Source organism: Colwellia sp. MB02u-9 (assembly GCF_014077085.1).
In the GTDB taxonomy this organism is placed as follows: Bacteria; Pseudomonadota; Gammaproteobacteria; order Enterobacterales; family Alteromonadaceae; genus Cognaticolwellia.
This window is the reverse complement of the sequence record NZ_JACGVF010000099.1, coordinates 267,806-291,008: the sequence shown is the minus strand read 5'-3', so window position 1 is coordinate 291,008 and position 23,203 is coordinate 267,806. Positions and strand designations below refer to the sequence as shown.

Sequence of the window (23,203 nt, the reverse complement as noted above, 5' to 3'; positions counted from 1 at the left end):
ATGCTAAATAAATTCTTTACACGAATTAACCACAAGATCATTAATAAAGACAATGGCCTCAGTTTTTTACTGGGGCTTGCATTAGTACTCTGCTATGCACCATTTTCTTATTATTGGCTAATGGCAATAATATTACCCACTTGGCTATATTCGCTACAAGGAAAATCAGCTAGAGCGGCAGCCAAGCAAGGTTTTATCTTTGCCTTTGGTTGGTTTTCTGCGGGTATCAGTTGGGTACATGTCAGTATCGACCAGTTTGGTGGTTTACCGCTGATTGTGTCGATATTATTAATGGTGCTGCTGTGTGTCTATTTAGCGCTATTTCTCGCCCTTGGCTGCTATTTGGCTGCGCGTTTTTCCTATCAACAAAAACTTAATCTTTGGCTTTTATTACCCTTTTGGCTACTTGCTGAGTTCTTACGTGGCGTATTACTCACCGGCTTTCCTTGGTTAACTTTAGGTTATAGTCAGATTGACGGTCCTTTGGCGGTGTTTGCCCCTATCATGGGCGAGAAAGGTATCAGCGCCCTAGTCATTACCCTCAGCATTGCCATAGTTTATATTGTTAAACAGCGCAAACCTTGGCGACATATTGCCTTACTTGTCGCCATTAGTTTAGCAAGCCTAGCCTTACAGAATAAAGTTTGGGTGTCAGCAACAGGTCAGTCTGTTAACACTGTGATGGTACAAGGCAATATCAAGCAAGCAATGAAATGGTCACCAGAGTTAACTTGGCCAACCATGTTAAGCTACTTAGATTTAACCCGGAAAAATTATCCTGCTGATATTGTTATTTGGCCAGAATCAGCCATCACGGCAATAGAGCCAAGTACCCAAGCGCAAGATTTCTTACAAATAGCACAAAACTCAGCCTTATTAAATAACAGCGCTATTATTTCCGGTATCATTGATTACAACATCAATAGCAGAAATTATTACAATAATTTAATCGTACTGGGTAAAGAATTACCGAGTGACAGTCAAGGCAGTTACCAATATAACAATCAGAATCGTTATGCTAAGCACCACTTACTGCCCATAGGTGAGTTTGTGCCCTTTGCTGATTGGTTAAGACCACTAGCAGCGATTTTTAATTTGCCGATGTCGTCTTTTAGTCGTGGTGAATATGTGCAAAAAAACCTCGTCGCTAATGGTTATCACTTACTACCACTGATCTGCTTTGAAGTCGCTTTTGCAGAACAACTTAGCGCTAATTTTTCTAACCAAACTGATTTACTCTTAACCGTGAGTAATGATGCTTGGTTTGGTGATTCACATGGCCCACACCAACACTTAGAAATTGTTCGAATGCGTGCGCTAGAGTTTGGCCGACCTTTTTTGCGGGCAACCAACAATGGCATTACCGCTGTTATTGACCATCAAGGTCATATTCTTAAACAAATCCCACAATTTGAACAAGCCATACTGAGCAGTCAAGTAGCTTTAGTCACTGGACTAACACCTTATGCGCGCTATACGCGTGTTATCGACTTTGTTATTCCTTTATTACTTTTATTACTGGCGTTGATACGCCGTTTTCAATATAGAGCCAAATCATAAAACCTTAACAGCCGTGCTAATAACACAGACTTTTATAACAACAAAAAACGGTGTTAATAAGCCCTACCACAAGCAAAATAAGTTAATCGTCAATAGTGCTAGCGACTTAACACCTGGACTAAGGTTATGATTTTATCTTATTCTCCTTTCAGAGCCTTTAGGCATTTTGCTCATAAAAAGCTCCGAGTCCATAGATAAAACAGCTAAAGTTTTCATTATTTTTCATGTTAGTATTTAGTGATAATAAAAAGGTACATCAAGGAAATACAATGATTAGACTATCCACCTCAATAAAGTCGGCAATACTCATCGCAACATTGAGCCCAGCCCTAGTGTTTGCAAAAACTACGTTAATTACCAATATTCAAGGCTATACCATAACGGGCAGCGAACTAGAAAGCTTCGCTGCGATTGCCTTTACCGATGACAAAATCGATAAAATATATTCAGCAACAGACACGCTACCAAGCAGAAAAAATTTAACCGTGATTGATGGTAAAGGAAAAACCTTAATCCCGGGTTTGATTGATTCCCATGGTCATATTTTAAACTACGGTTTAAGCCTATTACGCGCAGATTTAGTCAACAGTGCTTCAGAGCAAGACGCCGTTAATAAGACCTTAGCCTACGCCAAAGCCAACGCGGGGCTGACATGGATACAAGGTCGCGGCTGGAACCAAACCCAATGGCCAAGTAATGCCTTCCCTAATGCAGAGAGTTTAGACCAGCACTTTATCGAGCAACCGGTCTGGCTTGAACGTGTTGATGGCCATGCCGGCTGGGCAAATTCAAAAGCGATGGCGCTGGCAGGCATCACAAAAGATACCGTATCACCAGAAGGCGGTGAGATTATTAAAGATAAGACTGGCCTACCTACAGGTGTTTTTATCGATAATGCCATGGCACTCATTAATGACAGTATCGCGCCTTTAACTATCAAACAGCAAAAACAAGTGTTGGTCAAGGCGATGGACTCGCTTGCCAGTTATGGCCTTACTAGCGTGCATGATGCTGGTATTGACACCGATAACCTTAATGCTTTTAAAGAACTCAGCCAAGAACAAGCGATGAGTATTCGCGTTAATGCTATGTTGTATTTACCGTCGGCTAAGTGGCAACAAACGTTAGCTAACGGTCAATATCGCAGCAAAGACGATATGTTAACCTTTAATAGCGTTAAAATTCAAACCGATGGTGCCTTAGGCAGTCGCGGTGCGGCATTAATTGAAGATTATTCTGACCACCCAGGTCATAAAGGCTTACTGTTAAATACCCCGCAAGAATTTGAACATTTAGTTAATACTTCAATGCGCCAAGGCTATCAAGTTAACAGTCATGCCATTGGTGACAATGCGAATAAACTGGTACTTGATACCTACGAAAAACAGATCAAAGCGACTAATACCAAAGCGTTACGTCACCGTGTTGAACACGCACAAGTATTACGACTTGAAGATATACCGCGTTTTGCAGCGCTAGATCTTATTGCTGCCATGCAAGCAACCCACGCGACCAGTGATAAAAACATGGCACAAGACCGACTTGGGCCAAGCAGAATGTTAGGCGCCTATGCCTGGAGAAAGTTACTCGATGCTAAAGTAATGATTGCGGCTGGTTCAGATTTCCCCGTTGAATCACCCAATCCATTTTTTGGTCTACATGCCTCAATTACTCGTCAAGATCATACCAATAGTCCCGAAGGTGGTTGGTTTGCTGATCAGAAAATGACACCGCTAGAAGCTTTTAGAAGTTTCACCTTAGATGCCGCCTATGCTGGCCATCAAGAAAACATCATTGGCAGCTTAGCCCAAGGGAAGAAAGCTGATTTTGTTTTACTCGACAATAATTTATTTACCATGCCTGAGCAAAATATCTGGCAAATATCTGTGGATAAAACTTGGGTAAATGGCAAGTTGGTGTATAAAAAGTAGTGACTATGATCGCAATAATAAACTTTATTAAGCAGTTTTGGCAGGCTATAACAATCGTGATTTTAGTACTAATAACAGTTGCTTCGCTCTACCCTGCCCAGCATTTGCCCAGTGTACCTGGCAGTGATAAAATCCATCACTTTATTGCCTATTGCGCTTTAATGTTGCCTACCGCACTACGTTGGCCTAAGTATTGGTTAGCCTTTGCCTTGTTATTCATTACGTGGAGTGGCTTAATTGAATTGATTCAGCCACACGTTAATCGTTATGGTGAATGGTTAGATCTGGCGGCTAACACCGGAGGTGTAATATTAGCGATAATTATTGCACAAGGGCTACATGGATTAATTGCGCTAAAGAAAGCATAGTATAATCAGTAAGCTAGCATCAGTAAACTAGTATGCTGCGCTTATGAGCACTGAAGTATTAATGCGTTTATGAAGATAAAAAAAGCCCATATGGGCTTTTTTTATCTTCATCATACTGGCTAGAGCATTATTTTTGATAAATCGTCGCTTTATTACGGCCATTATCTTTCGATTGATATAAAGCGTTATCGGCATGCTCAAGCCACTGTCTTTCTGAGCTATAGTTTGGTTGAATTTGTGCAACCCCTAAGCTAATAGTGTATTGAACCTCAATGCCATTATAAATAACCACTGACTCTGCTACTGTTTTACGCAAGCGCTCAGCAAATATTAGCCCGCCTTCTGCATGAGTATCCGCCAATAAAATAATAAACTCTTCACCGCCATAGCGAGCTGAAATATCAGTTTCTCGTACTTGTTCACGGATAAACTTAGCTAAATGGCGAATCACATCATCACCTACTAAATGGCCATAGTTATCGTTAACAGCCTTAAAGTGATCTATGTCTAACATAACTAAGCAACTAGCATGTTGGTTACGCGTATAGCGCTTAAACTCAGCAGCTATACATTGCTGCCAATGATTACGATTAAATAATTGTGTCAGGCCATCGGTTCGACTCAAAATAGCTAAATCAGCGTTAGCTTTTTTTAACTGCTTTTTCTGCGTAGCATTATCAGTTACGTCGTAAACTAATAAACATAAATGAGAAACTTCACCCGTAGTCGACTTTAAAGGAATAAAGGTTGTATTTTGGTACATAAACTCAGCGGTACCGGTAATAGGGCGATAATTGTTAAATTTGAAGACATAAGGGCGTTGCTCCCAAATAGTAAACGCTTTGTTTTTTAATAAAAAAACTGATTCCGCTTTACGACGAAACCAGTCTTGGGGTATTTCGTCAAAAAGATCAAAGAGCAACTTACCTTTAACTTCACGCGGCAATAAGCCACTGTGGTTTTCCATAAAACCATTCCAAATTTGAATGGTGTAATCACGATCAAGTACTACCAGGCCAACATCAATGGTATGAAGTACTTCCATCATCCAATGTAATTCGTTCAACTGTTCAGTTTGTAATGACATGATTAATCCAACAAGTAAGCTATTTTATGATTAAGTACGGCTAACGATTGTTCAGTAAAGAGCAGCAGTAGATCAAATTTAATAGGGTAGTTTTCGATACTATAACTAATTTCAATCGCGAGCGTTTTCTTCCATTTATTAGTATTTGTCGCAATTAATTCAGAAATTTTCCTATGTTGACCTAACACAACTGGATGGCCCTGACTAAAGGACATATCAAGCTGTTCTGCAATACCACTTAAACACGCACCAATAAGTAAGTTAGCCATATCCATTAACAACTCTAACTCAACATTGTTGTCTAATTTGTCTTCATATTTCATCAAAGAAGCAATGTCTTTAAAGCTGGAGTCATTAAGAATTAAAAGTGCTTCGCCTGAGATGCCAGCACCAATAAAACCTTGACAGATACCTGAGGTTTCATCTTTGTTCTCAACGTCCGAAAGCGCCATGGTTAACTCACTGACTTCAATTAAATTAACATTAGGAATGGGTAAAACAACAACAACGTCCAGTAAACGAGCGAGCAAATCGCCTGCCTGCCCCATAGCTACATTAGTGATTTCTTGATAACAATCAAGCATTTCACTATCAACTTTAGTAATGGATTTCTGGGTTGCTGCCACAGCAGGCTTTCTCACTGATGCGCTTTTTACCGGGCCAGTTGATTGATTTATCAGTTTAGCTGTATCATTTTCAGCAATGATGAGATCTTCTTTACTGAAAACCCCATAAGCACTCAATACTTCAGTGAGTTTGCTTTTATCAACCGGTTTTTTAATGAAGTCTAATGCACCTAACCCCTTCACTCTTTGATGTGCTTCAGGTTGAATGTCACCTGATATAACAATGGCAAGGGTTGGCAGGTCTTGTTTCAATATGGTTTCTAGTACTTGATAGCCGTCCATTTCTGGCATGTTCAAATCAAGTAATAAGATATCACCTTTACCTGCCTTAATTGCCGCTATGGCTTCAACACCATTACTGGCAAATGTTAAATCAACATCCCAGCCATCAGGAAGTGAGCGCGCGACTTGTTTTCGCGCCATAGTGGAGTCATCACAAATAAGTAAAGAAGTTGGCATAACAAAAAAGCCCTAGGTTGGGATAGCAAAAGATAACTCAAGTGAAATTTTCAGCAAGATATACTCAGGAATAAAAGATTAAGATATATTTATGCTACGATATTTAGTGGTGGTTTTTAAAATAAAACACGATTAATTCGCATTTTTTTCTACACTTTTTTCTACACTTTTTTCTTACAAAAAGGTAAGCTTGGGGTCTAGTTTACCTTAAGTAAATATCGAAATTATGAATATTTTTAAATTAACCGCAATTGCCTTACTTAGCTCAGTGTTTTTCTCTTCAGCCAGCGCTGATATTTCTGTACCTGAACTGACAGAAACTACCAATTTAGTCATGGCAGGTAATAAGTACGTTACCTTACTTGGCAATCAAGTAAAAGTAGGAGATCAAGCACCTGACTTTAAGGTAGTAACTCAGTCATTTTCACCCGTTACCTTGGCTGAATTTAAGCAAAAACCTGTGTTAATTTCAGTTGTACCGAGTTTAGATACTGGTGTTTGTTCTATTCAAACTAAGCGTTTTAATGATGAAGTAGCAAATTTACCCGAAAACGTGGTTATGTTAACCATTAGCAATGATTTACCTTTTGCGCAAAAACGTTTTTGTAAAACTGAAAAAGTACAAAATATCAAAGTGTTATCTGATGCTGTCTGGCGAGACTTTGGTCATAATTATGGTTTGCTTATTAAAGATATGGGCTTGTTAACACGCGCTATTTTCATTATTGATGTTGACGGAAAAATCGCTTACAAAGAATTAGTCGGCAATATTTCTCAACACCCAGATTACGACACAGCGTTAACCAAATTAAGATCAATGAGTCAAACAGTTCAACCAACAAAAACCACAACAAGTGAGCATTCTGGCTAGCACTTTTCAAACTATAGCATGATGAGAGCCAATAGAAAATATTAGCTCTCATCAACTAATAAGCGTAAAACAAATAATTATATATTTAAAAATCAATAAGTTAAAAATAAATTCAACAATAACTCAACTATATCCCCTCCTTGCTCTTGAAATTAAATGCATTAATCCCATCTTTAATAGTGTAGTCGCCGATAGGGTCTACATTAACCGCCTGTTCAATATTGAAAGGCACAATTAAACTCTGTAAACGTTTAATTTCAGTTGTCACAATTCGCAGCTTTAGCTGGTTTTAGCATCAGAAATATATTTACAGAGACAACATATTGCTAAACTTAAATAGGATATGAATTATGCGTACAGCTACAGATTTCAGCCCACTTTACCGCTCATTTATCGGATTCGATCACTTAGCCGGATTAATTGACAAAGCATCAAGGGCAGATAAACAACCTTCTTACCCTCCGTATAACGTAGAGTTACTGGCGGAAGATCAATACCGTATAACCATGGCAATCGCTGGCTTTGCTGAACAAGAACTCGACATTGAATCAAAGCAAGACACACTCATAGTTACTGGTACAAAAAGCGCTAGCGACAGTAATAAAGAGCGTAAGTATTTGCATCAAGGTATTGCTGATCGTAACTTTGAACGTAAGTTTCAATTAGGCGAGCATGTTAAAGTCATTGGTGCGTTTATAGAGCATGGCTTACTGTCTATAGATTTAGAACGAGAAATACCGGAAGCGCTAAAACCAAGAAAAATTGCGATTAACGGCAAAAGCTTATTACAACAACGTAATGCCAATGTAATAGAAAAAAATTAACCCCTTTGTTTAAATAGTTTCTCCCTGTTGTTTTGCCCAGTCTGTGACTGGGCTTTTTTATAAATAAAATACGGTTAAAAACTGATCTCAGCTAATAAAGTTCGTGTTTAGCATCAACTTATACGTCTTTTAATTCACTTGCTTTTTCATGAGAAAAAATGGCTTAATACCAGGTATAAAATTTAGTCAGGCGTTATGCTAGTTATCAATTTTATCACTCTGTATTTTTTCATTTTATCCCTTAAAAATGAACAGCTAATTAATCAACTTGCTATTACATACTGTTCATAAACACGACTTGACCAGGCAACTCAGCACAAAGGTCGTTGCTATTTTATTATCACTAAAGCGATATCAATATAATCCGCGCTAACGATTAAATTTATTGTGATACTGAACCATTTACTTTTCAGTATCACAATAAAGACACGTTAAGGGCTAGGCTTGTTATTTCGCCATAACATCAAGTAGCGCATATACCGTAGCTTCAACACCTGATTTAATCGCCGGCTCAGGGGTTATTTTAAATTGCGGACTATGATGACTTGGCACAGCCGCGCCACCCGCTTGTGCGCGCTCAAAATCAGCTTTTGGCGTGCCGCCTACTTTAAAATAAACGCTAGGAATATAAGGCTGAGTGGTAAAAAAGCCAAAATCTTCTGCGCCCATACCCGTTTCTGCCGGCTCTAATAGCGCGTCAGCACCCATTTTTTCGCTTAATACGTTTTTCAAACGCTTAGCCAACTTTTTATCATTAAAGGTCGGTGGGTAAGCGAATTCACTGACCACAACTTCCGGTAATTTGTCTTCTGGCACACCTGCAGTACGTGCTGTACCAATAGCAACACGCTTAATTGCCGATAGTAACTGCTCACGTACCTCTGGTGTTAAGCTGCGTACTGTTAACTGCAACTTAGCTTCATCTGAAATAATATTATGCTTAGTACCGGCATGAAATGAACCTACTGTGATAACACCTGCATAACGGGGAGCCAACTCACGACTAATAATCGTTTGTAAGTTATTCACAATTTGCGCACCGATCACGACAGGATCTTTACCTTGATGTGGTGAAGCACCATGAGCACCAATACCATGTACCCTAATATCAACCGTATCCGCACCGGCATAAGGTGAGCCTTCGTCTACAATTATCTTACCCGCTTCTGAATTAGCGGTAACATGAAAAGCAAAAGCATAATCTGGTTGACCAAAACGCTGCCATAAATTATCTGCCATCATTGCAGACGCTCCTGGGCCCTTTTCTTCTGCAGGTTGCCCTATAAGCATTAAAGTGCCTGACCATTTATCTTTATTTTCAGCCATATAGCGACCAGTTCCCACTAGGCTCGTCATATGAACATCATGACCACAAGCGTGCATAACGCCAACAGTTTCGTCATTCCAATTCTGCATTTTAACGGTTGAGGCATTAGCTAAGCCTGACTGCTCGACTACGGGCAAACCGTCCATATCGGCTCGTACCATGACCATGGGGCCTTCGCCATTTTTCATTATCGCGACAATACCTGTGCCACCAACACCTTGAGTAACCTCATAACCCACAGTACTCAATTCTTGCGCTAAACGTTTTGCTGTTTTAGTTTCCATTAATGATAATTCAGGATTACGATGAAAATGATCCCATAAGGGTGCTAAGTGCTGTTGATAATCTTTTGCAATATCGTTAGCCGTGTCTTGTTCAAAGGCTAAAACGTTAGTCGTCGCAAAAGACGAGATTGTGAGTGCTGACGCAATTAAGATTGCTAGTGTTTTACGCTTCATTTTCAACTCCATAGATTGTCCAAATATCATCCCATTTTTATAACGAATCACTTTAAAATCTTGATGACTTTATTGTTATAGCAAACAGAGCGGGTAGGTAACTTACTCTACCTAGGCTAATTATCAATGTCTTGCTGTTTTCGCTAATCTGCCTAGATTCAACGACAGGCAACCTTAATTTCTAACCATTTATGTCTAATTATTATCTTATTCTTGTTGGTAATTAAAGCGACCGCTGACTGTACAAAGCTCAGTCATATCGAGTCTTTAACCACCCTTTCGCTTAACGAATATGCGCTTAATAACACATTTGTTTACTTCTTGATTTATGAGCCTCGGGGATAAGATTTTTTTAACAACAACTAAAGCTTAATTAACCGACAAAAACTTAACCTAACAGCAGCAGAAAGAATCTACTTTTTTTATGAAAAAAGTTACTGATATTAAATTTTTTATTGTGCTCAATATTATGCTGAAAGTTAAATTCAATCTTACTCATGCTACCCACAATATTGAGTTATCATTGCATAAACGCCAAGTCGATATTGCCTGCTGGTACAAGGGTAAATATCTCAACAGCAGTTCAGGTGCTATGGCCGGCTGTTTTGTATAACAAAGCCACATTGAAAATACCCAAGTTAAGCGCTTTGCGGGTTGAATGTTGAGTGTTAGCACTGATGGGCGCACAACTTATGTTATTTGTGTTACGCCCGTGTCGTTATACAATAATGTTCAAAATATTTACCATTTTGTCAGAATATTAAAGGAATTCATCTAATGTCAGTCAGAGAGCAAATAACCATTGCCGGTGCCGGCCCCGTTGGTACTCTACTTGCCGTGCTTTTAGCTCGACAAGGTTATGCCGTTAATTTATTTGAATCGCGACCTGACTCACGTAATCATAATATTTATCAGGGTAAGTCGATTAACATTGCTTTGTCTGATCGGGGATGGCTGGCATTAGCAGTTGTTGGTATTGAAGCAGAGATTAAGCAACATGCCATTGCTATGCATAAGCGCGTAATGCATGCCATTGATGGCACGATTACCGAACAAGCATATGGTCAAGAAAACCAAGCTATTTGGTCGGTTTCTCGTTCGGGTATTAATGAGCAGCTACTTGATTTAGCTGAGCAAGAGCCCTTAATAAACGTGAGATTTGAACAACGTTTAGTTGATCTTGATTTTAGCGATGCCAGTGCTAGCTTTAGCCATGATCATAAGCTTGAAAAAATATCAGCAGATATTTTATTTGGTGCCGATGGCGCTTTCTCAAAAGTGCGTCGCCTAGCACAAGACACGCCAGGTTTTAGTTCTAGCCAGTCTTATATGCCACAAAGCTATATTGAATTAAACATTCCAGCCAATGATGATGGTTCATTTAAAATAGCCAAAAATGCCTTACATATTTGGCCACGTAAAACCTTTATGCTGATTGCCTTACCTAACCCTGACGGTTCTTTCACTTGCACTTTATTTCTAGACGCTGAAGGTGAGGTTTCATTTTCTTCATTAACAAACCGCGCTGAAGTGACTGCGTTTTTTACAGAAAATTTTGCCGATGCACTCCCTTTAATGGAAAATCCGATAGATGACTTTCTCAATAAAACCGCCAGCCCATTATTTCTGCTTAATATTGACCCTTGGGTTATCAATAATACTGTCGCGTTAATTGGTGATTCAGCTCATGCCATGGTGCCTTTTTATGGTCAAGGCATGAATTGTGGTTTTGAAGATTGTCGAGTATTAAACGAATTAATTACTGAATATCAGCAAGACTGGTCAAAAATATTTCCAGCTTATCAAGTGGCTAGAAAAATAAATGCGGATGCCATTAGTGAGTTAGCGAAACGAAATTTTGTTGAAATGAGTGAGTTATCAGGTCAGGCAAGGTTTTTATTACAGAAAAAAATAGAAGCAGAATTTCATCAACGCCATCCTACACTTTGGACTCCGCTATATACTATGGTGACCTTTTCGCCCTTACTGCCTTATTCTCAGGCCTTAGCTCTGGGTGATATTCAGCAAGAGATTATGCAGAAAATAATGCAAATTCCCAATATCGAAAAATGTTGGCAAGCCGACTTTGTGTATGAAAAGTTGTGGCAATTAGCCCAAGCAGCATTTGGCGCTGGCCATACTGATTTAGTTAACCAAAAAATTTAACCGACTATGCTAAAGGCTAAAGCAGGTTCGACAAAGGCAAGGCTAATCATACCAACGCAAAGAAAAAATCCGCTAGCGAAACAAGATAACTGGCGGTCCTTTTCATCATTAAACCAGTAAGGTTGGGATAATTATCAGGCACTGAAAACGATACTCATCAGGGGGATCTGCTTAAAAGTAGCCGTTAAAGATGAGATTTATTCTTCAGCCGATTGCCATTCGTAGCCATTTATACCTCAGCGCGATAGGCAGCTTAGATTCATTAGTTAACTCAGCTGCTTTTAATTGTAGAAATAGTTAATGCGCTAAAATAAACAACAATTCTGCTAAATCAGGTTGCCATTGAAAGTCTTTTAATTTGATACGCGCCCCTATAACCACCACTTGCTCAGCTTGCAGTAAGTCACGTTGTCGAGCAAAATTCTCGCTACCGGCTGCAAATGAAATTCGACCTTGAGCATTAATTACCCGATACCAAGGCACGGTTTGCCCGTGCCAACCGTTAGTTGGCACAGCAGCTAACGCTTTACCTACTAACCGAGCGCGGCCAGGTAAACCGGCTAGATCAGCAATTTGGCCATAGCAAGCGACTTTCCCCGCAGGAATAGCCAGAACAGTTTGCCAAATTTTTATATGCTTGCTACTAAACGGTTTACCAACATTTGAGCGTATAGTGTTCTTTATTACCAAGGCAAAACACTACCATTAGAGTGTTTAAAAATACCACTTTGTGCCAAGGTTAATTGATTAATTAATTCAACTAGCTTTTTAGCCGCATCACTCGCGCTAATATCACCACCATAATTAACCATCTCTGTTTGGACATAACCAGGATGATATATACCAACAGCCACTTTATTACTGGCAAGGTCATGACTCAACGACATGGCGGCCGCATTTAAAGCCGCCTTTGACATTCTGTAACCATAACGACCACCTGAGTCATTATCGGCAATAGAGCCCATTCTTGAGGTGATAAGTGCTACTTTTGCTCCTTGGTTAAGCTGCTTTTGCAAACTAGCAACCACTCTTAGCGGTGCTAAAGCATTGACTTCGAACTGCTCTCGTATCGTGCTTAAATTGAGATTGGCTAAACTTTCATCCCTTAAAACACCTGCATTACACACCAATACATCAATGTCGATATGCTTTAATCCAGAGACCATATTTGCTATACCCAAATCACTTGTTACATCGATATCTTCGATGATATTGACATCAAGCGCGGTTAACTCAACTGAAGTTTTTCGACACAGCGCAAAAACACGATCTCCTTGTGCCTTAAAGTGCATACACATGGCTAAACCTATGCCTCTATTCGCACCGGTAATCACAATATTATTCTTCATTGACTATCCTTATAGTTAAACGTTTTCATTGATATTAAATCATTAAAACTAAAAAACCACTCAGTGAGTGGTTTTTAATATGCTATCAAGCTTATTGGCTAAACGTTAGACTTATTAACTAAGCGGTGCGCTTATTCGCCACACTTGCCTTCTTTAGCTTTTGTAGCTTTACCTTCACCACATTTGCCTTCGCCACATTTACCTTTGGCTTTGGTCTTCATTTTACTTTCGCCACACTTGCCTTCAGTTTTAGCTTTGCCTTCGCCACACTTACCTTCGGTTTTAGCTTTGCCTTCACCACACTTACCTTCGGTTTTAGCTTTGGCTTTACCTTCACCACATTTGCCTTCGCCGCACTTACCATTCTCGTGACCGTCAGCAGACACTATAGTCATGACATTTTGCACAGCAAATGGGTTAGTTTCTGCTTGCACTGGCATTGTTGCCGCAACAGTTAATACAAATAAGCCTAATAAAGCCGCAATTGAAGATTTTTTAATTAATTTCATTATATTTTCCTTTTAATTTTTTATGTAGATACTACATCTACTAGGTACAGCTATTAACAAAGACCATACTGGATGTGAATAAATTTCAAGCGCTGTAAATTTTTACATTAATTTAAAGAAATTTTGTATCTACAACAACGTTGAGATTAGCTTTATCAACATGAAACCACAAGTAAAAAAACTCACCTATTTAACTGCCGCATTAGCCACTTTCGATCGTAAAATGTAGTTAATATGATTGATTATCATTCTGTCTTTGTCGAAAAAAGTACATAAACATAGGATAAGCTCACTTAACTTTACTAACGCCATTTAATTTTTTAGCACAAAACCACATTAGCTCTGAGTCATTTTCCGGTGGAACCCTAATTTTTTGAGCAATTTTTAACACTAAAAAATAGAAGATAAATAAGTAGCCTGCTATTTATTTTTAGTTGTTATGGTGCGCTTAATGTTATTATTGCCAGATGATTACCCTTGGGTAAATCAACATTAATGGCAGCTAAAGCGCGTTGCCTGTTGAGAACACAGCTTGCTCTCAGCATAAGATATTTAATAAAACACCATTGAATAACGTCTACCGCCTCAAATATTACAGCTAATAACGTATGCATACCCCAATAGAAACCAAAGTAAAAAAAATAATCCTAGCACCTATGGAAGGTGTTGCCGATGAGTTAATGCGTAAAACACTGACATCTTTGAATAATTATGATTTTTGTATAACAGAATTTATTCGTATTGTTGACGCCTTAATGCCTGAGCATGTTTTTAGAAGAATGTGTCCTGAACTAGAGAATGGCTGTAGAACTCAAAGTGGTACACCTTTGAGAATTCAGTTACTCGGCCAAGAGCCCGATTGGATGGCTGAAAATGCGGTCAGGGCATTAGACATGGGATCGCACGGTATTGATGTTAATTTTGGTTGCCCAGCTAAAACCGTTAACAAAAGTAAAGGTGGCGCTGTTTTGCTGAACGAGCCAGAAAAAATCTACCAAATAATGGCTAAAATGAGAGCCGCCATTGGCCTTGATGCAACTTTATCAGCGAAAATTAGGCTAGGCTTTAACGATGCGTCAAAGCTAGATGAAATTGTTAGTGCAATCGAGTCAGCTCAAGTTGACCAATTAACCATTCATGCTCGCACCAAGCAAGATGGCTACCGACCTCCGGCTTACTGGCACTTTATTGGCCAAATAAGACAAAAATACGCTATTGAGATATTTGCTAACGGTGAAATTTGGAGTAAAAGTGACGCGGCTAACTGTATAACTCAGAGCCAAACACCCAACCTAATGCTGGGGCGTGGCGCATTAGCCCTACCCAACTTAGCCAATGTGATTAAGTTTGATGAAAAACCTATGCCTTGGTCTGAACTAAGCTTGTTGTTAATAAGTAATAGTGAATTTGACTTAAAAGGTAATAAAAGCTTTTATTTTTCAAGTCGTTTAAAGCAATGGTTGCGTTATTTAAAATTACAATACCCACAAGCAGATACCTTATTTAACAATATCAAACGATTAAAAGATAAAGATGAAATTCTTCATCAAATAGATATCGCCGCATCGATATAGAAAATCAAGTTAACGTACTAAACCCGCTGCCTTATCAACATTAGCTATAATGTTGATAAAACTATTATTAGACTAACGCAGATTTTTATCATCCAACAAGGTAAGATAATTGTTATTAAAGACCATTAATTTACCTTAAATAAGAAGTAACGATAGTGAAGAACGGTTCAGAGTTAAGAGCACGATATAACGACGTAAATCGTGGTGTCTACTTTATTGGCACAACCCCGCCTAAAAGTGATACACCCATTGAGCAAGTATCAACCATTGCCGATAAATTACTTGAGCGTGTAAGCGACATCGATTTTGACGGTTTAATTGTTTATGACATTCAAAATGAGGATTCACGGACCTCGAAACCACGGCCTTTTCCTTTTAAGTCGACACATGATCCTCGGCTTTACTCTTCACTTTTACAGCAAAAGTCAAACCGGCCGGTAATTACTTACAAGAGTGTCGTGCAATCAAACGGCGATGCGTTTAATCAGTGGGCTAATGAAGCCTGGCATGAATATGGTATTCGCGACATTGTGTTGGTTGGAAGCCCTTCAAGGCAAAATAATATCAGTCTGCCTTTAGGCGAAGCCTATAAAACTTTAGTAAACAATGAAAACAACTTTTTTATTGGCGGTATTACCATTGCTGAGCGCCATGCAAATAAAGGCAACGAACATGTTAAATTAATTGAAAAACACCAGCAAGGTTGCAATTTTTTTATCTCTCAAGCCATTTACAATGCCCAAGCAACCATCGATATGTTGACGCGCTATGCCATTGAATGTCAGCAACAAGGTATAAAGCCACAACGTATTATTTTAACTTTCTCTCCTTGTGGCAGTAAAAAAACCTTAGCGTTTATTGAGTGGTTAGGAGTCAGTGTTCCTGAAGCAACAAGTTTACGCATTTTGAATGCTGAGCGACCATTATACGAATCCATTAGAATTTGTAGCAATACCTTAGTTCAGATACTTGATGCGGTATTACCCTACAAAGTACCTTTAGGGCTTAATATTGAGAGTTTAACCAACCGTAAAGAAGAAATTGACGGTTCAATATTACTTTATAAACTCTTACGTTCAACCATGGATAATTATTTAGCTAAACAAGAGCTCAGTGGACTTTTTACTGATTAATTAAGCATTTTTCTCATCGTTATACGCTATGCTTAATTGAAATATTATTTATTTCAATTACAAGGTAAAGGAGACTTAAATATGTCAGGTACAGCGATGGTTGTGTTAATTGTATTTATTTCAGTTGGCTTTGGGGTGATATTCGACATGTACAAAAAGCATTTAGAATTTAAAACCAAAACCTTAGACCACAACAGCCAAAGTAATGAACAAGCTGTAGCGATGACAAAACAAGTACAAGCACTTGAAGAACGTATGCAAGTGTTAGAAAAAATTGTTACTGATGAAGGCTATAGCGTACAAAAAGAGATTAATAAACTCTAAGCTACAGACTTTAAGCTAAAAAATTTTGCTATTGGTAATTATGACGGTGGTGGTGATGATGGTCATGACCAAAAGGATCAAGTGTTAATATGAAATTAATCATGAGAACCGAATTTGAAAACTTACAAAAAAATCCACTTCATGGTTATCAAAGTGATGTAAATGGCGAAAAGCAGGTCGTAAAATTATATCGAAATGATCAACTTATTGCGAAAAAGATCACGCTAAAAAAATCTATTCGATATTTTGCTGTTGATGGCTATCAGCAATTTCTCACTGATGAAACTGAATAAACACAACAACAGCTAACTATCTGATCAGATAAACCTCTGATCAGATAAATACCTAATAAATAAATACACCGCCTGCATCACTATATTGCTATTTACTTCACTTATCGCGCTTTGTGCCTATTTGGTATTACCACAGCAAAACCACTAAATAAGGCTACGTTTTATCGCTGCAATAACGAAATAGAGTTGACTGTAGATATGATAAATTATAATGATTTATAAGGCAGGTACTAAGAGTTTTTTAGATTAACCAAACCCATTAACCTTCCAAAATTTCAGTTAAAGAAGCCAAGGTTTTACCATGTGGGATCGGTTGTTTTGATTCAGGATCAACCTGAACAAAAACGATATCATCAGCCAAACATATTGTTTTTTTCGTCACCTTATTGCGCATAATGCATGTAATGGTAATCGACGTACTTCCAACCGCTTTAGTTGATAAACCAAACTCAACAATGTCACCTTGTTGTGCCGGCGATTCAAAGTTTATTGCGCCAATATGCTTAGTAACCAAACAGTTTGTTTCTAGTTGGCAAATGGCATATATAGCAGCTTCCTCATCAATCCAAGCTAATGCCCTGCCGCCGAAGAGTGAATTGGCATAATTTAAATCATTAGGCAAAATTAACCGACGAGATAAAAAGCGCATAGGTATCCTTATTATAGCTATCAGCCAACTCAAAGTAGTGTTGGCTGATGAACAAAAATTTATTTTTACAAAGATTTGCCAGCAATAATGTCTTGAACTAATTCCAAGCCAGACTGCTTACATTCAGGTAAGTCAACATCGGTCGTTGATAAAGCGTGCGTTCTATCACCCCATTTCACCACATGAGCGCTCCATGTTAAACCACCACCAAAGGCCGGAAGCAACACATAAGATTGCTTTGCAATAAAGCCTTCTTCTATCGCTTCGACAAAGGCCACTAAGGTGGTTGCCGCTGACATATTGCCGTATTTATGAATGTTGATAAACACCTTTTCTTTGTCCACTTTAAGACGTTTAACTAGGGTATCAATAATACGTAAATTTGCTTGATGAGGAACAACACTGGCCATTTGGTCAGCACTAAGTTGCGCTTGTGCTAGTGCTTTTTCACAAGCCTGCGCCATACCTGAAACCGCTTTTTTAAATATTTCTGGGCCTAAAAACGCCCAATTAGACTGCCCAAGCAAACGTCCTTTATTGGCATATTTCATGCCCCAACCTTCAACAGCAAGAATATCTCGAGATTCGCCATAACAGCCTAAAGCTTGCGTTATAACGCCAGTTTCTTCTGCACTTTCTTCCAAGTAAAGCGCTGCTGCACCGTCACCAAATAAGACAGCAACATCACGATTACTCCAGTCCATAATGGGCGAAATAGTTTCAGCGCCAATAACCAGCGCTGATTTAACCACGCCACTTTTTATCATAGACGTTGCAACACTTAGGCTATACATGCCACCAGTACAAGCTGTACTAACGTCCATACAAGCGGCATTCTCAGCTCCTAGTAAACGCTGAACATTGGAGGCTGCGTTAGGACAAATCTGATCAAAGGTGGTGCTGCCAAAAACAATCAATTCAACATCTTTGGCAGTTTTACCTGCAGCAGCTAATGCTCGCGCACAGGCAACATGGGCTAACTCACTGACGGTAACATGAGAAATTCTTCGCTCTTTCATGCCGGTGCGAGAAGTTATCCATTGGTCATCTGTTTCTAAAAACGTTGCTAAATCATCATTGGTAAGAATAGCGGGCGGTAAGCATTTGCCCCAACCGGTAATTGCTGCGTATGTCATAGGAAACCTTATTTTGCTGTTATTTTTACTTTTAAAAAGCAAAGAATAGTCTTTTTTTTATAGCCACATCATACTACAAAAAAACAGTATTTTAACGGCTATTTACTGTATTTACATCAAGTTGATTTAAAATTTAGTCAGGCAATATAGGCTAGTATGAAATACCTCCTAAAAAGTCAGCGTTTTTACCTCTCCTGCCGTCCTCCTGCTTTCCTCCCTGAGAATTATTTTATTTTTTACAGGAAGGAAACAATGAGAAAACAAGGAGGAAAAACTTAAACCTTTTAGGACAGTTCTATTGATACAAAGTTGAGCAGTTAATTTTAAAAATTTTGAAGCTAAATTTTCGCCATGATTAACGCATAACTATTGCGCCAATCTTTATAATCAATGGGAATATTGATAAGCGATTGGTTGTTAACTAAAACTAACGCAGGAAAACCGTTAATAGGCATCACACTCATTTGGCTGATTTCTTTTTTCAGAGCCTTATCAAGTTGCTGGCTGTTCATTTGTTGCAAAAAATCATTGCCGTCCAAGCCAATTTCAATCGCTAACTTATATAAGGTATCGATATCCGATGGATTTTTGGCCTGTAAATAATAAGCATGCTGAATAGCGGTCAGCATGCTTTGTTCTTTATTGCTGGCTCTTGCGATAAGTGCAGCGCGACAAGCCGGAAAGGTAGAGCGCCTTGGCTGACAATCACGCCAAAAATCAAAATTAAATGCGGTACCAAGTTGCCCAGAGATATTTCGCCAAGTTTGCTGTAAAAAATGTTGCATTTCGTCTGGCATAATTTCATCGCAATCTTGTGCTAAACCACCAAGCCCATAGATAATATCAATATGTGGCGCAAGTTCTTGTTGCAGTCGCTTCCAAGTAGGTGCATAACCCCAACACCAGCTGCACATAGGGTCGTAAATATAATATAAAGTAGAGGCCATATTCATTTTAGATCAGGGAGTTGGGTGTGATAACAACTAGCATACTAACTTCAATCTAACATTTCATTATAAAGCTATTATCTATAGTCTACATTTAGTTAAAACGTTGCAGTAACTTCAATTAAAACCAAGTAAGAAGAAGGTTGTATAACAGATAAATTAAACATTAATAAGTAAATTACATGTTAAAAAATTAGTTGTAACGATAATAATTACTGCCTTAACTTCAGCGTTTAATGCCTCCGCGCTACAAATATCTGAATGCAAGACCAGTGAATGTCTGACTTACTTTAAGTCATTTAAAAAAGCCTAAAATCGTGGCCATAAAAATGCCATGTATAATTTTGCAAAGTTTTATCACTATAGTTTTGGTACTGAAATTGATAAAGCTAGGGTGCTTAATTTTTATAAAAAAGCAGGTATACCTGGGCTAGGCGAAGCAGAATACAGAGCGGGAATGCTACTATTAACTGACGAAGAGATTTATGACTTTGATGATGGTGTAAACTGGTTACAGCGAGCATCGAGAAAGGGCCAGCCAAACGCCGCATTTTTATTAGGACAAAATTTTTTTCAAGGCAAAGATATACTAATGCAGATACTTGGTTGACTAAAGTCCACGAAAGCCACCCTATCAAAATGGCAAGTTGGCTTAAAGAAGCACAGCTAACTGAAGCCTATAATGAAAACAACTTGCCCTCATTGCATAAAGTATTTGAAACAACCCCTCTTAAAAATTTGGACTCTACTTCATCTGACAATATTGAAGTTATAACCGTCACTACAATACATAGAAACTCCCTATTAGGCTATATGTTAACTGAATTTAAAAACGAATTACATCAACAGGAACTCGACTGCCCAATATTACTTGTGACCAAAACCTCGAATGTAATAAAAAGTTGTTAAATGAAATACAGTATTTGGGTTAGTCAATAATAATAGCTATTATCGAAGGTATAAAATGAATTAGGCGAAACTTGATCTTACAAGTTTAATAATGAAGTCTACTAAAATTGACAACTTAGTGCGCACAGAAGAAATAAAGCTGCCATAACTTTCTTATCCTGTGGCGCTAAGGGGGGCAAAGCGCCATAGAAATTTTGCCCTATTAATCTGTTTATACTGTCCCCATTTACGCGCGCTTTCTTCAAAAAGAAAAATCAAAGTTCCTCGCCTACAAAATCGATTTGAATGTTCATGTACTGCTTGGACGATTTCGCTAAGGTGCTTTCGCCCCCGTAACGGCTTACAAACCTACAAATTTTTAGCGAACTAAAAGGCAAAAAGCAAGACACGACCCTATTCACACGTCCGGCTTACCCATTGGCTAAATCAGGTTTAGATGACTACGACAATATAATCTATAAAACTTACGCTAAAGTATATTTTAAAGCTTATGAAAAATGACTTTTTATTCTACCTATACTCCAACGACTATGTACGGCGGAACCAACAAAGACTACACTGATCACCCAGTATACATAAGGTAGACAGCTTGTTGCTCAATGCTGAGAACAGCTGTAGCACTAACTCTGCTATATATTCCCTATACATTCCCTATACACGAAATAATTAAAGGACTTGATATGAAAAGCATAACCCTTTCTACACCGGGCGGTCTTGACCAGCTCAAACTTAACCATAGCGCGGAACCCGGTGAGCCGGGGCCTGGCGAAATTCGAGTACGTATTCGAGCCTGTTCTCTCAACTTTCACGATTATGCAGTAGTTGTCGGAGCCATCTCGACCGAAGACAACCGCATCCCCATGGCTGATGGCGCCGGCATTGTAGAAGCCATCGGTAAGGGTGTCAGCGAATTTAAGATTGGTGACCCTGTCGTGTCGACATTCTTTCCTGATTGGCTAACTGGCCCTGCTCTTGTTGGAAACTTCAGTACCACACCCGGCGATGGCCAAGATGGTTACGCCTGCGAGCAAGTTGTACGCCCAACGAACTGGTTCACCCACGCCCCTAAAGGCTACACCCATGCCGAAGCCGCTACATTGACCACCGCAGGCTTAACCGCATGGAGAGCGCTTGTTGTTGATGGTGGGCTGAAAGCAGGCGATACCGTGCTCACGATGGGCACCGGTGGTGTGTCTATCTTTGCACTGCAGTTTGCCAAAATGATGGGTGCTCGGGTTATTTCTACGTCGTCTTCAGACGAAAAACTGGAACGGCTCACCGCGATGGGTGCCGACCACACCATCAATTACAAAACCACACCGGCCTGGGGCACTAAGGTTCAGGAAATGACTGGTGGCAAGGGCGTCGACCACGTTATTGAAGTGGGTGGCCCTAGCACTCTGCCAGAATCTATTGATGCCGTGCGCATTGGTGGCCATATCTCGCTCATTGGGGTGTTGACTGGCTGGGCTGGGGATATTCCAACCGCAAAACTGATGGCGAAACAAGTCCGCCTGCAAGGACTGATTGTGGGCAGCCGAGACCATCAGCAAGAAATGATCCGCGCGATTGAAGCAAACGATATGCACCCGATCCTTGACCGGTCATTTGCGCTGGAAGAGATCGCTGACGCGTTCCGCTACCAAGAGTCTGGCAAGCATTTCGGCAAAATCTGCCTAGAGTTTTAATACGAGTAATATATGGCCAGCCATTTGTGAAACCATTTATTTGCATCTAGTGGCGGGATGCGCAACTTGGTTATGGTGGGCTTAGCCAATCCAATCCGCAGCGGCTTATGGGCCACTGCGGCCTTATAATGTCTGATTGAGTATGCGTCACAAAGCAACTATTTTTCCGGGAGGGGCGATAACGAGATAAAAATATACTGCTTATGTCTGCTTTCTCTGGAAATAGTGAGCGTAATATTGAAATTCATTAATCTCAAATTTTAGACCGCTTTGTGGCCAGCCTGTGTGAAAACTATTTCGAACTTGCGTAATTGGATAATATCAACGTAAAAAGGCTCCATAGATTAAATTCTGTAGTACGTTTGAGGTAAAACCATCTGGTAATTCACGTAGCGTCGCATAAAAAATTTACTCTGATATTTTTCACACAGCCTGTGGCAAAAGCTGAATTCATATTTGTAAGAGCAGATATGAGCCACTAATGTATATCACGGTTTTAATATCACTTTTTTTAAATTAACTTGAATGCCTTTGATAACTGACTCCCTTTGAATTACCGCGCCTAGTTTATTTATAACATTAATGGTGTCGCCATTACCCCGACATAGAGGAAGAGTGCTATACCATTAAACGAGAAGAGCTAGCCTTTACGATGTAAAATAAACCATCTGCCATCGCAAGATCTTTATTTAATGTCGCCATAAAGATCTTCATCTTTTGTTTACAGACCAATTGATTTTATTTAGCGATAAAGTAATCATCTATGACATTATTTTTTTCATCATCCATTAATGCTAAATTTTCTAAACCAAGCCAGTTCGTAGCTTCACTTTTTTTATTATCCTGTCAGCTTAAAACGGTAAATAATAAGGATGTCTTAATGAAAAAAACGCCATTTAAAACGTTTTATCAGCAGCATTTATTATTTCACAAGCATTAAAACACCTTGAATAAAGGCGTTATTTTTCGTTAACAACTAAGAGTTACTGATCTTTATCAGCATTTTCCAACACAA

General features: G+C 39.1%; 22 protein-coding genes. 13 read left to right on the top strand and 9 right to left on the bottom strand.

Translation table 11 applies throughout. From position 1 onward, the window contains the following. The 3 genes from lnt (at position 1) to H4J65_RS16145 (ending at position 3,859) form a co-directional block, all read left to right on the top strand. Positions 1-1,560 (top strand): apolipoprotein N-acyltransferase, encoded by a 1,560-nt coding sequence (lnt, locus tag H4J65_RS16155; RefSeq protein ID WP_182198813.1) that lies wholly within the window; start codon positions 1-3, stop codon positions 1,558-1,560. Between the two features lie 269 nt (positions 1,561-1,829). Then, positions 1,830-3,491, top strand: coding sequence for an amidohydrolase (locus tag H4J65_RS16150; RefSeq protein ID WP_182198812.1), 1,662 nt, complete (start codon positions 1,830-1,832; stop codon positions 3,489-3,491). 5 nt (positions 3,492-3,496) lie between these two features. After that, complete coding sequence (locus H4J65_RS16145) at positions 3,497-3,859, top strand: VanZ family protein (RefSeq protein ID WP_182198811.1); 363 nt, start codon at positions 3,497-3,499, stop codon at positions 3,857-3,859. Between the two features lie 127 nt (positions 3,860-3,986). Here the strand turns inward: H4J65_RS16145 and H4J65_RS16140 are convergent, their stop codons facing one another. Both H4J65_RS16140 and H4J65_RS16135 read right to left on the bottom strand, forming a co-directional pair. Then, positions 3,987-4,946, bottom strand: coding sequence for a diguanylate cyclase (locus H4J65_RS16140; protein WP_182198810.1), 960 nt, complete (start codon positions 4,944-4,946; stop codon positions 3,987-3,989). 2 nt (positions 4,947-4,948) lie between these two features. Next, complete coding sequence (locus H4J65_RS16135; RefSeq protein WP_182198809.1) at positions 4,949-6,031, bottom strand: response regulator; 1,083 nt, start codon at positions 6,029-6,031, stop codon at positions 4,949-4,951. A gap of 226 nt (positions 6,032-6,257) precedes the next feature. On the opposite strand from H4J65_RS16135, the gene tpx reads away from it, so the two are divergent. Beyond that, positions 6,258-6,902, top strand: a complete 645-nt coding sequence (gene tpx, locus H4J65_RS16130; protein WP_182198808.1) for a thiol peroxidase — start codon at positions 6,258-6,260, stop codon at positions 6,900-6,902. A gap of 350 nt (positions 6,903-7,252) precedes the next feature. Then, the gene (locus H4J65_RS16125) at positions 7,253-7,726 is read left to right on the top strand and encodes an Hsp20 family protein (RefSeq protein ID WP_182136915.1); all 474 of its coding nucleotides are present in this window, start codon (positions 7,253-7,255) and stop codon (positions 7,724-7,726) included. 447 nt (positions 7,727-8,173) lie between these two features. Here H4J65_RS16125 and H4J65_RS16120 read toward each other — a convergent pair whose 3' ends face one another. Then, on the bottom strand, positions 8,174-9,511 hold the full coding sequence (locus tag H4J65_RS16120) for an amidohydrolase (protein ID WP_182198807.1): 1,338 nt from the start codon (positions 9,509-9,511) through the stop codon (positions 8,174-8,176). 424 nt (positions 9,512-9,935) lie between these two features. Here H4J65_RS16120 and H4J65_RS16115 point away from each other — a divergent pair, with 424 nt between their 5' ends. Continuing rightward, positions 9,936-10,124: a hypothetical protein gene (locus H4J65_RS16115; protein WP_182185059.1), complete on the top strand. Its 189-nt coding sequence runs from the start codon at positions 9,936-9,938 to the stop codon at positions 10,122-10,124. A gap of 164 nt (positions 10,125-10,288) precedes the next feature. After that, positions 10,289-11,677, top strand: a complete 1,389-nt coding sequence (locus H4J65_RS16110) for an NAD(P)/FAD-dependent oxidoreductase (RefSeq protein WP_182198806.1) — start codon at positions 10,289-10,291, stop codon at positions 11,675-11,677. A 297-nt stretch (positions 11,678-11,974) separates the two neighbouring features. Here the strand turns inward: H4J65_RS16110 and H4J65_RS16105 are convergent, their stop codons facing one another. The 3 genes from H4J65_RS16105 to H4J65_RS16095 all read right to left on the bottom strand — a co-directional run bounded on the left by H4J65_RS16105 (position 11,975) and on the right by H4J65_RS16095 (position 13,535). Further along, positions 11,975-12,367: an MGMT family protein gene (locus tag H4J65_RS16105; RefSeq protein ID WP_220465175.1), complete on the bottom strand. Its 393-nt coding sequence runs from the start codon at positions 12,365-12,367 to the stop codon at positions 11,975-11,977. Then, entirely contained in the window at positions 12,361-13,026 is a 666-nt protein-coding gene (locus tag H4J65_RS16100) for an SDR family oxidoreductase (protein WP_182198805.1), read from the bottom strand. Before H4J65_RS16100 ends, H4J65_RS16105 begins: the two co-directional genes overlap by 7 nt. 131 nt (positions 13,027-13,157) lie before the next feature. Further along, positions 13,158-13,535, bottom strand: coding sequence for a hypothetical protein (locus H4J65_RS16095; RefSeq protein WP_182185056.1), 378 nt, complete (start codon positions 13,533-13,535; stop codon positions 13,158-13,160). A gap of 608 nt (positions 13,536-14,143) precedes the next feature. Here H4J65_RS16095 and H4J65_RS16090 point away from each other — a divergent pair. The 4 genes from H4J65_RS16090 (at position 14,144) to H4J65_RS16075 (ending at position 16,859) form a co-directional block, all read left to right on the top strand. Continuing rightward, on the top strand, positions 14,144-15,109 hold the full coding sequence (locus H4J65_RS16090) for a tRNA-dihydrouridine synthase (RefSeq protein WP_182185055.1): 966 nt from the start codon (positions 14,144-14,146) through the stop codon (positions 15,107-15,109). Between the two features lie 155 nt (positions 15,110-15,264). Continuing rightward, the gene (locus tag H4J65_RS16085; protein ID WP_182185054.1) at positions 15,265-16,242 is read left to right on the top strand and encodes a methylenetetrahydrofolate reductase; all 978 of its coding nucleotides are present in this window, start codon (positions 15,265-15,267) and stop codon (positions 16,240-16,242) included. A gap of 81 nt (positions 16,243-16,323) precedes the next feature. Further along, entirely contained in the window at positions 16,324-16,566 is a 243-nt protein-coding gene (locus tag H4J65_RS16080) for a hypothetical protein (protein WP_182185053.1), read from the top strand. Positions 16,567-16,655: 89 nt separating this feature from the next. Next, entirely contained in the window at positions 16,656-16,859 is a 204-nt protein-coding gene (locus tag H4J65_RS16075) for a hypothetical protein (protein ID WP_182136923.1), read from the top strand. Positions 16,860-17,118: 259 nt separating this feature from the next. Here H4J65_RS16075 and H4J65_RS16070 read toward each other — a convergent pair whose 3' ends face one another. The 3 genes from H4J65_RS16070 to H4J65_RS16060 form a co-directional block, all read right to left on the bottom strand. Further along, on the bottom strand, positions 17,119-17,508 hold the full coding sequence (locus tag H4J65_RS16070) for an acyl-CoA thioesterase (protein WP_182185052.1): 390 nt from the start codon (positions 17,506-17,508) through the stop codon (positions 17,119-17,121). Between the two features lie 65 nt (positions 17,509-17,573). Then, the gene (locus H4J65_RS16065; protein WP_182185051.1) at positions 17,574-18,644 is read right to left on the bottom strand and encodes a beta-ketoacyl-ACP synthase 3; all 1,071 of its coding nucleotides are present in this window, start codon (positions 18,642-18,644) and stop codon (positions 17,574-17,576) included. Between the two features lie 338 nt (positions 18,645-18,982). Continuing rightward, on the bottom strand, positions 18,983-19,597 hold the full coding sequence (locus tag H4J65_RS16060) for a DsbA family protein (protein ID WP_182185050.1): 615 nt from the start codon (positions 19,595-19,597) through the stop codon (positions 18,983-18,985). A gap of 328 nt (positions 19,598-19,925) precedes the next feature. On the opposite strand from H4J65_RS16060, the gene H4J65_RS16055 reads away from it, so the two are divergent. Next, positions 19,926-20,201 (top strand): hypothetical protein, encoded by a 276-nt coding sequence (locus tag H4J65_RS16055; protein WP_182185049.1) that lies wholly within the window; start codon positions 19,926-19,928, stop codon positions 20,199-20,201. Positions 20,202-21,180: 979 nt separating this feature from the next. Next, on the top strand, positions 21,181-22,188 hold the full coding sequence (locus H4J65_RS16050; protein ID WP_182198804.1) for an NAD(P)-dependent alcohol dehydrogenase: 1,008 nt from the start codon (positions 21,181-21,183) through the stop codon (positions 22,186-22,188). Positions 22,189-23,203: the final 1,015 nt, after the last annotated feature.

Excerpts from the sequence above, each read along its gene's own strand:
- lnt (WP_182198813.1), top strand. The coding sequence starts at position 1 with ATGCTAAATAAATTCTTTACACGAATTAACCACAAGATCATTAATAAA.
- H4J65_RS16150 (WP_182198812.1), top strand. The coding sequence starts at position 1,830 with ATGATTAGACTATCCACCTCAATAAAGTCGGCAATACTCATCGCAACA.
- H4J65_RS16145 (WP_182198811.1), top strand. The coding sequence starts at position 3,497 with ATGATCGCAATAATAAACTTTATTAAGCAGTTTTGGCAGGCTATAACA.
- H4J65_RS16140 (WP_182198810.1), bottom strand. The coding sequence starts at position 4,946 with ATGTCATTACAAACTGAACAGTTGAACGAATTACATTGGATGATGGAA.
- H4J65_RS16135 (WP_182198809.1), bottom strand. The coding sequence starts at position 6,031 with ATGCCAACTTCTTTACTTATTTGTGATGACTCCACTATGGCGCGAAAA.
- tpx (WP_182198808.1), top strand. The coding sequence starts at position 6,258 with ATGAATATTTTTAAATTAACCGCAATTGCCTTACTTAGCTCAGTGTTT.
- H4J65_RS16125 (WP_182136915.1), top strand. The coding sequence starts at position 7,253 with ATGCGTACAGCTACAGATTTCAGCCCACTTTACCGCTCATTTATCGGA.
- H4J65_RS16120 (WP_182198807.1), bottom strand. The coding sequence starts at position 9,511 with ATGAAGCGTAAAACACTAGCAATCTTAATTGCGTCAGCACTCACAATC.
- H4J65_RS16115 (WP_182185059.1), top strand. The coding sequence starts at position 9,936 with ATGAAAAAAGTTACTGATATTAAATTTTTTATTGTGCTCAATATTATG.
- H4J65_RS16110 (WP_182198806.1), top strand. The coding sequence starts at position 10,289 with ATGTCAGTCAGAGAGCAAATAACCATTGCCGGTGCCGGCCCCGTTGGT.
- H4J65_RS16100 (WP_182198805.1), bottom strand. The coding sequence starts at position 13,026 with ATGAAGAATAATATTGTGATTACCGGTGCGAATAGAGGCATAGGTTTA.
- H4J65_RS16095 (WP_182185056.1), bottom strand. The coding sequence starts at position 13,535 with ATGAAATTAATTAAAAAATCTTCAATTGCGGCTTTATTAGGCTTATTT.
- H4J65_RS16090 (WP_182185055.1), top strand. The coding sequence starts at position 14,144 with ATGCATACCCCAATAGAAACCAAAGTAAAAAAAATAATCCTAGCACCT.
- H4J65_RS16080 (WP_182185053.1), top strand. The coding sequence starts at position 16,324 with ATGTCAGGTACAGCGATGGTTGTGTTAATTGTATTTATTTCAGTTGGC.
- H4J65_RS16075 (WP_182136923.1), top strand. The coding sequence starts at position 16,656 with ATGAAATTAATCATGAGAACCGAATTTGAAAACTTACAAAAAAATCCA.
- H4J65_RS16070 (WP_182185052.1), bottom strand. The coding sequence starts at position 17,508 with ATGCGCTTTTTATCTCGTCGGTTAATTTTGCCTAATGATTTAAATTAT.
- H4J65_RS16065 (WP_182185051.1), bottom strand. The coding sequence starts at position 18,644 with ATGACATACGCAGCAATTACCGGTTGGGGCAAATGCTTACCGCCCGCT.
- H4J65_RS16060 (WP_182185050.1), bottom strand. The coding sequence starts at position 19,597 with ATGAATATGGCCTCTACTTTATATTATATTTACGACCCTATGTGCAGC.
- H4J65_RS16055 (WP_182185049.1), top strand. The coding sequence starts at position 19,926 with ATGTATAATTTTGCAAAGTTTTATCACTATAGTTTTGGTACTGAAATT.
- H4J65_RS16050 (WP_182198804.1), top strand. The coding sequence starts at position 21,181 with ATGAAAAGCATAACCCTTTCTACACCGGGCGGTCTTGACCAGCTCAAA.